The following is a 6,875-nucleotide window of genomic DNA, read 5'->3' as shown; positions in this document are numbered from 1 at the left end:
CGCTCAGTTGTTCGCGCAGGTTTTCGATCTGTAACGTCACGCCCGCAGCCGCCACGCAATAGGCCACCAGTTGCAGGCGGGACTCGTCGCCCTCAACCGGTTGCGCAAGGACCACGGCCTCGGCCACCGACCCGAAACGTGCCAGCACCCGCGCCACTTCGGCGGGCTCCACCCGATAGCCGCGAATCTTTACCTGATCGTCGCTGCGCCCGATGAACTCCAGCAAGTCCTGACGATTACGCCTTACCCGGTCGCCGCTGCGATAGACGCGCTGCCCTTCCCCGGCAAACGGATCGGGCACAAAGCGTTCGGCGGTCAAGGCGGGCTGTCCGAGGTAACCCAGGGCCACGCTGTCACCGCCGATATACAACTCACCCGCGACCTGTTCGTCGCTCAGGTTCAGCACATCGTCGAGCACGTAGGCATGGGCACCCGGCAACGGCGTACCCACCGGCACTGAACGGGACGGATCGATGGCCTCGACTTCATGGGTCAGCACGCCGACCGTGGTTTCGCTGGGGCCGTAGTGATTGATGAAACGGCAGCCCGGCTTGAGCTGACGAACCTGCTCGAACAGGCCGGGCGGGCAGGCTTCGCCGCCGACGATCAGCGCGTGCTGCGGCAGGACATCGGCGGGCCTGGCAGCCTGCAACAAAGCGGCGAGATGGCCAGGGACGATTTTCAACACAGCAACGCGATGTTCGGCCATGTACTCGGCAAAGCCGTCCGGATCGAAACCCAGGGCTTCGGTCAGCACATGCAAGGGACGCCCCGAACATAAAGCCCCGAACAACACGGTATGCCCCAGGTCCGCAGCGATGGTCGAGACCAGCGCCATGCTGGCGTCCGGCGCCAGTTCCAGGCGCTGTAGCAGCCCCCGCACGTAACTGGCCAGCGCACCCTGGCTGACCAGTACGCCCTTGGGCTGGCCGGTGGAGCCGGAAGTGTGGATGACATAGGCTGGTGAGTCCGCCGAAACGTCGCACGCCGGACGGGTTGCCAACTGATGCTGCCACTGCGACGGCGCATAGGCCTGTGCATGGCAACCGGCAAGTGCCAGCGAGGTCTGACGCTGATCGCCTGCGGCGCACAGCAGCACTCGGGCGCGGGCCCCTTCGAGCATCTGTTGCAGACGGGCATCCGGCGCCTTGACGTCCAGCGGCATGTACACGCCGCCCGCCTTGAAGATCGCCAGCACCGCAGTGAGCCAGTCCAGCGAACGTTCCATCAGCACCGCAACCGGCTGACCTTCGCTCACACCGAGCCCCAGCAGATGATGCGCCAGTCGATTGGCTGCCTGATCCAGCTCGGCAATGCTCACGGTCTGCTCAAGGCAACGGGCGGCCAGTGCCTGGGGCTGCTTCGCGACCTGGGCATTCCATTGCTGCAGCACCGACGGGGCAGGCTCGCGAACCGTCTCTTGCTGTTGCACCGGCAGTGCAGCGAGGCTGAACAAAGGGGCTTGCGGCGCATTGAGCAGCGTCTTGAACAGTTCCAGCAACGCCGGAATGAACCCCTCGACGGTCGAGCGCTTGTACAGATCGCTGGCGTAGGTCATTTCACCATGGATCAGCGAGCCATCGTCGGTGATATCCAGCGCCAGATCGAAATGCGCGCCATCCTTGTGGAATTCATATTCGCTGACTTCCAGTCCCGGCAGGGTGAGCGCCATTTTCTGCTTCAGCACCACGTTCTGGTTGAACTTGGCCTGGAACAGCGGGTTGTGCCCAAGGCTGCGCTCCGGCGCCAACTGGTCCACCAGTTGCTCGAAAGGCACATCCTGATGGGCCTGGGCGCCAAAGGACGTTTCCCGAATACGCGCCAGCAGATCGAGATAACTCAGGCGTTCGTCCACCTGACAGCGCAGTACCTGAGTATTGATGAAAAAGCCGATCAGACCTTCGGTTTCGGACCGGCCACGGTTGGCATTCGGTACCCCGATGCGGATATCGCGCTGCCCGGCCTTGCGCGACAGGAACAGGGAAAAACCGGCCAGCACCAGCATGAACAGGCTCATGCCCTGGCTGCGGGCAAAGGCGTTCAACTGACGGGAAAGCTCGATACCGAAATCGAAGCTCAGGCGTTCACCCTGGAAGCTTTGCGTCGCCGGACGCTGGAAATCATGAGCGGCTTCGAGCAGCGGTTGCTCATCACCCAGTTGCTGGCGCCAATAGTCGAGCTGACGCTCGCCCTCTCCCGCTTCCAGCCATTTGCGCTGCCAGATCGCGTAGTCGGCGTACTGCAACGGCAACTCCGGCAGCACCGGTTCGCGTCCCTGGCTGTAGGCCTGATAGCACTGCACGAATTCCTGAATCATCACATCCATCGACCAGCCATCGGAAACGATGTGATGCATGCTCACCACCAGCACGAACTGGTCCGCAGCCAGGCTGAACAGGTTGGCCCGCAGCAGCGGCCCCTGGTGCAGATCGAACGGTCGGGCGCTGGCCTCCTCGACCTGTCGGGCCAGTTCGACTTCGCGAACATCTGCCGACAACACGCAAAGATCGGCGCACTCCAGCGCCACGCTCTGCCGGGGCAATATCACTTGCTGCGGCTGGTCGCCTTCGCTGCGAAATACCGTGCGCAACACTTCATGACGTTCGATCAGGTGGTCGAACGAGCGCTGCAAAGCGGCCTGATCCAGAGCACCACGCAGGCGTAGCCCGGTGGTCATCTTGTAGGCGTCGCTCAGCGGATCGAGTTGCCAGAGAAACAACAGGCGCTGCTGAGCGAAGGACAGCGGAATCTGTGCAAAATCATGGCGACTGACCGGCACTGGCAACAGACTGAAATCCTTGCCTTCCTGGCGCAGTCTGGCAAGAAACTGTTGGCGCTGTTCGAGGGGCAGCCCGACAAAGCGTTTAGCGATACGTGCAGCAGTAGTCCCGGTCATGCGCCAAATTCCTCCAGTGAGTCCATGAACTGGTCCATGTCGCTCCAGTCGTTGTCAGCCGTGTTATCCGTGAGCAGCGCCACTTCCTCGGCGAGATCGCTCAGTACAGGCTTCTCGAACAGGACGCGCAGCGGCAGGCTGACGCCCAGTTGCGTCTTGATCCGGGCAATGACTTGCGCGGCGAGCAGGGAATGCCCGCCCAGCTCGAAGAAGTTGTCGTCCAGACCGACCTGCGGCACATGCAGCACCTCCACCCAGATAGCCGCCAGACAAATCTGCAATTCGCTCTGCGGCGCACGATAGGTAGCCTGCAACTGACTCGGATCGGGAACCGGCAAGGCCTTGCGATCCAGCTTGCCGCTGGGAGTCAGCGGCAGGTCTGGTAACAGCAGCAGGTGCGTGGGCACCATGTAGTCCGGCAGGCTGGCCTGCAGTTGGGCCTTGACCGACTGGCGCAGCGCCGCTTGTTGAGCATCGCTGTGCGCCTCGACTTCAGGCACCAGATAGGAAACAAGTTGTGTGCTGCCCGCCAGCGGCAGCGCCAGAACCACCGCTTCGCGGATACCGGTGCATTGCTGCAGGCGCGATTCGATTTCGCCCAGTTCGATGCGGAAGCCACGAATCTTCACCTGATGGTCGATGCGCCCGATGTACTCCAGTGCGCCATCGGCTCGCAGCCGCGCCCGGTCACCAGTGCGATACAGCCGCTCGCCCGCCACGAACGGGTCAGCGATAAAACGCTCGGCGCTCAACGCCGGTTGTCCGTGATAACCGCGCGCCAGCCCCGGCCCACCGATATACAGCTCACCGACTGCGCCTTGCGGCAGCAGATTCAGCTGGTCGTCGAGCACATACAGGCGACGCCCCGCCAGCCCCTGGCCAATCGGCACGCCACGCCAGGAAACTGCTTCAGAGGCCAGGGCGCTGCAATCATGAATGCTCGACACCACGGTTGCCTCGGTCGGCCCGTAGGTGTTGAGCAGGCGCACATGACCGAGTCCTGCCTGGCGCCACAAGCGCAAGCCTTCCACCGCCATGGCCTCGCCGCCAACGTGGATCTGCCGCAGTGCGCCATAGCCGGCAGGCGGCCGGGCGGCGTAATCCTGGACCAGCGTCAGCCAGTACGCGGCAGGCAGATCCGCCAGGGTGATGCCATGCTCGACCACTGCCTGATGGAACGTAGCGCTGTCCCACAGGCGATCATCGCGCAATACCACGCACGCGCCATGGCAGAGCGGCGGATAGAACTGCTCGACGAAACCATCGAAACTGCTGGTCGCGAATTGCAGGACCCGATCACCTTCGCGCAGATCGCTGTAGGTCGCGCCCAGCGTGACGAACTCGGCCAATGCGCCATGACTGATGGCCACGCCCTTGGGGCGACCGGTGGAGCCTGAGGTGTAGATCACATAAGCCAGGTTGGCCGGGTCGACCGTGACCTGCAGATCATCCACGGATGCATCGCTGCCCTCGTCTTGCCGATCCAGGCACAGGCACTGAATATCGCCCAGCGGCGGCAGGCCCGACAACAGTTCGGTGCGGCTCAGCAGTAACTGGAGGCCACTGTCTTCCAGTACATGGCGCAGGCGTTCGCCGGGCATCTTCGGGTCCAGCGGCACATAGGCGCCGCCAGCCTTGAGTACCGCCAACAGCGCCACGGCCATTTCCAGCGAACGGCCCAGTGCAATCCCCACCAGCACGTCAGGGCCAACGCCCCGTTCGCGCAAGCGATGCGCCAGACGGTTACTGAGTTGGTTCAGTTGCTCGTAGCTCAGGCCAGACGGCTGGCTCTCTCCCGCCATGAGCAAGGCTTGCGCCTGCGGCGTGCGCTTGACCTGCGCCTCGAACAAGCGGTGCGCGGGCGTGGCGGTACTGGCCCGTTGCGTGGAGTCGACATCGAGCAACTGCTGACGCTCATCGGCGGACAGGATCGACAGTTCACCCACTGTCTGCTGTGGATCGGCACAGGCCGAGGCCAGCAGGTTGCGCCAGTGTCCGGCCAGACGGACGATGGTCGCCTCATCGAAAATATCGGTGGCGTAGGTGAACGCCGCATTGAGCTGTTCGCCCTCGCCGCTGGTAGCCAGCATCAGGTCGCTGGCGGCAGCATGCGTACGCTCGGCGACAACCTGCTGCTCGGCGGGCAGATTGGCCACGCGCAAGCCACATTCAAGTTGCTTGTCCAACAGATCGGCAACGACCGGCTGGTGGTTGAACATCACCTGGAACAGCGGGTTGTGGCTCTGGCTGCGCTCGGGCTGCAAGGCGTCGATCACCGCATCGAACGGCAACTCCTGATGCGACTGCGCGCCCATCGCTGCCTGGCGCACGCTCTGCAGCAGATCGACAAACCGGGTGCGCGCCGTCACTTCGCTGCGCAGCACTTGAGTGTTGATGAAACAACCGATCAGGCCTTCGGTTTCGCTGCGGGTGCGGTTGGCAATCAACCCGCCGACGCGAATATCGGTCTGCCCGCTGTAGCGATGCAGCAGGCTCTTGAAAGAGGCCAGCAGCACCACGAACAAGGTAACGCCCTGGCGCTGGGCCAGGGCTTTCAGATCACGCAACAAGGCGTTATCCAGAGAGATTTCCAGGCGCGCGCCCTGATGACTGGGCAGCGCCGGATGTGGCCGGTCGGTGGGCAACTCCAGAAGCGGATGTTCGTCGCCCAGATGCGTCCGCCAGTAATCGAGCTGCCGCTCCTGCTCGCCGGCTTCCAGCCAGCTACGCTGCCACAGCGCATAGTCGCGATACTGCACCGCCAGCGGATTCAGTTGCAGAGGCCTGTCGGCAACCAGCGCATCGTAGCCACGCAACCATTCATCGATCAGCACGTTCATCGACCAGCCGTCGGTGATCATGTGATGCAGGTTCAACAGCAGCACATGTTGCCGTTCATCCAGACGCAACAGGCGAATGCTGAACAGCGGTCCTTGTTGCAGATCGAACGACTGCCCGGCCTGCCGGGCCATCTCCTGATGTGCCCGCACCCAGCGTTGCTCCAGCGGCAAGGTACTCAGGTCCAGCAGTTCAATGCGTACCGGCGCAGGCTCGGCTACCCGCTGGAATGCGCGATCCCCCTCCTGACCGAAGGTCGTGCGCAGACTTTCATGACGCGCCACCAATGCACTGAATGCCCGCTCCAGCACGGCCAGATCCAGAGCACCGTTCAGGCACACCGACATTGGCAGGTTGTAGGCCGAACTCTCGGGATCGAGCAGCCAGAGAAACCACATGCGCTGCTGTGCATAGGACAAGCCATCACGCTCAGCAAGCCCAACGCAGGACGGGATCGGGAACAACGAAAAGTCCATGTCCTCCTGGCGCATACCGTCGAGAAACAACCGACGTTTTTCAGGGGGCAGCTCGACAAAACGGCGAGCCAGTTTATGGGCGTGTTCGGGATTCATGCATTCGGTCCTTGCTGAATTGGCCTGACCATGAGGCTTGGTCGTATGAACAAGAACGAACTGGAAACAAAATATTTAGCGGAAATTATTGACCAATAGCCCATCGCCTTTATGCGCAAAAAAATGCGCACCCAAAACCGGTAAAAAGCGCTAGAAGCCTTGTATTTAAAGGCCCCCGATAGATGCGCAAGAAATTGCGCAGGTGCGCAAACTCTTGCGCACTTTTTGAGGTGGAAATCACCTGTATTTCCAGCAGCCTGCCGCCATGCGCCTGAATTTGCTGGGTAAAAGCAGCTCGGCATGGTTTTTGACATAGCTCTCTCCGTTCAACGGGCGTTGTTGCCCCTTCATACGGAGAAAACAGGGATGTCCGCACCCGCCCATCAGGCACGGTTCAGCCTGCACCTCGAAGGCATCCGGCACGACTTCCAGGTGCTGGCCTTCACTGGCACAGAAGCCATCAGCCAGCCCTTCTGCTTCGAGCTCGAACTGGTCAGCGAACACCCCGCTCTGGACCTGGAAAGCCTGCTGCACCGCCCGGCCTTTCTGCAGTTCGGCCCCGACAACAA

3 protein-coding genes are annotated in these 6,875 nt (G+C 62.1%); 1 reads left to right on the top strand and 2 read right to left on the bottom strand.

The genetic code is table 11. The features are described 5' to 3' along the window. Both ALQ04_RS05900 and ALQ04_RS05895 read right to left on the bottom strand, forming a co-directional pair. Positions 1–2,896: amino acid adenylation domain-containing protein (locus ALQ04_RS05900; protein WP_122314918.1), on the bottom strand; the 2,896-nt coding region annotated here is incomplete at its 3' end. After that, positions 2,893–6,306: a non-ribosomal peptide synthetase gene (locus ALQ04_RS05895; protein ID WP_122314917.1), complete on the bottom strand. Its 3,414-nt coding sequence runs from the start codon at positions 6,304–6,306 to the stop codon at positions 2,893–2,895. The genes ALQ04_RS05900 and ALQ04_RS05895, both read right to left, overlap by 4 nt. Positions 6,307–6,672: 366 nt before the next feature. Between ALQ04_RS05895 and ALQ04_RS05890 the strand changes: the two genes are divergently transcribed. After that, a partial coding sequence (locus ALQ04_RS05890; RefSeq protein WP_147466568.1) for a hypothetical protein occupies positions 6,673–6,875 on the top strand: 203 nt, incomplete at its 3' end.

Source organism: Pseudomonas cichorii, assembly GCF_003700275.1.
Lineage (GTDB): Bacteria > Pseudomonadota > Gammaproteobacteria > Pseudomonadales > Pseudomonadaceae > Aquipseudomonas > Aquipseudomonas cichorii_B.
Note: the sequence above shows the minus strand (reverse complement) of the source record. Positions and strands in the feature narration are given on the sequence as shown.

What these genes read in the sequence shown, in the direction of transcription:
- ALQ04_RS05895 (WP_122314917.1), bottom strand. Translation starts at nt 6,306, where the DNA reads ATGAATCCCGAACACGCCCATAAACTGGCTCGCCGTTTTGTCGAGCTG.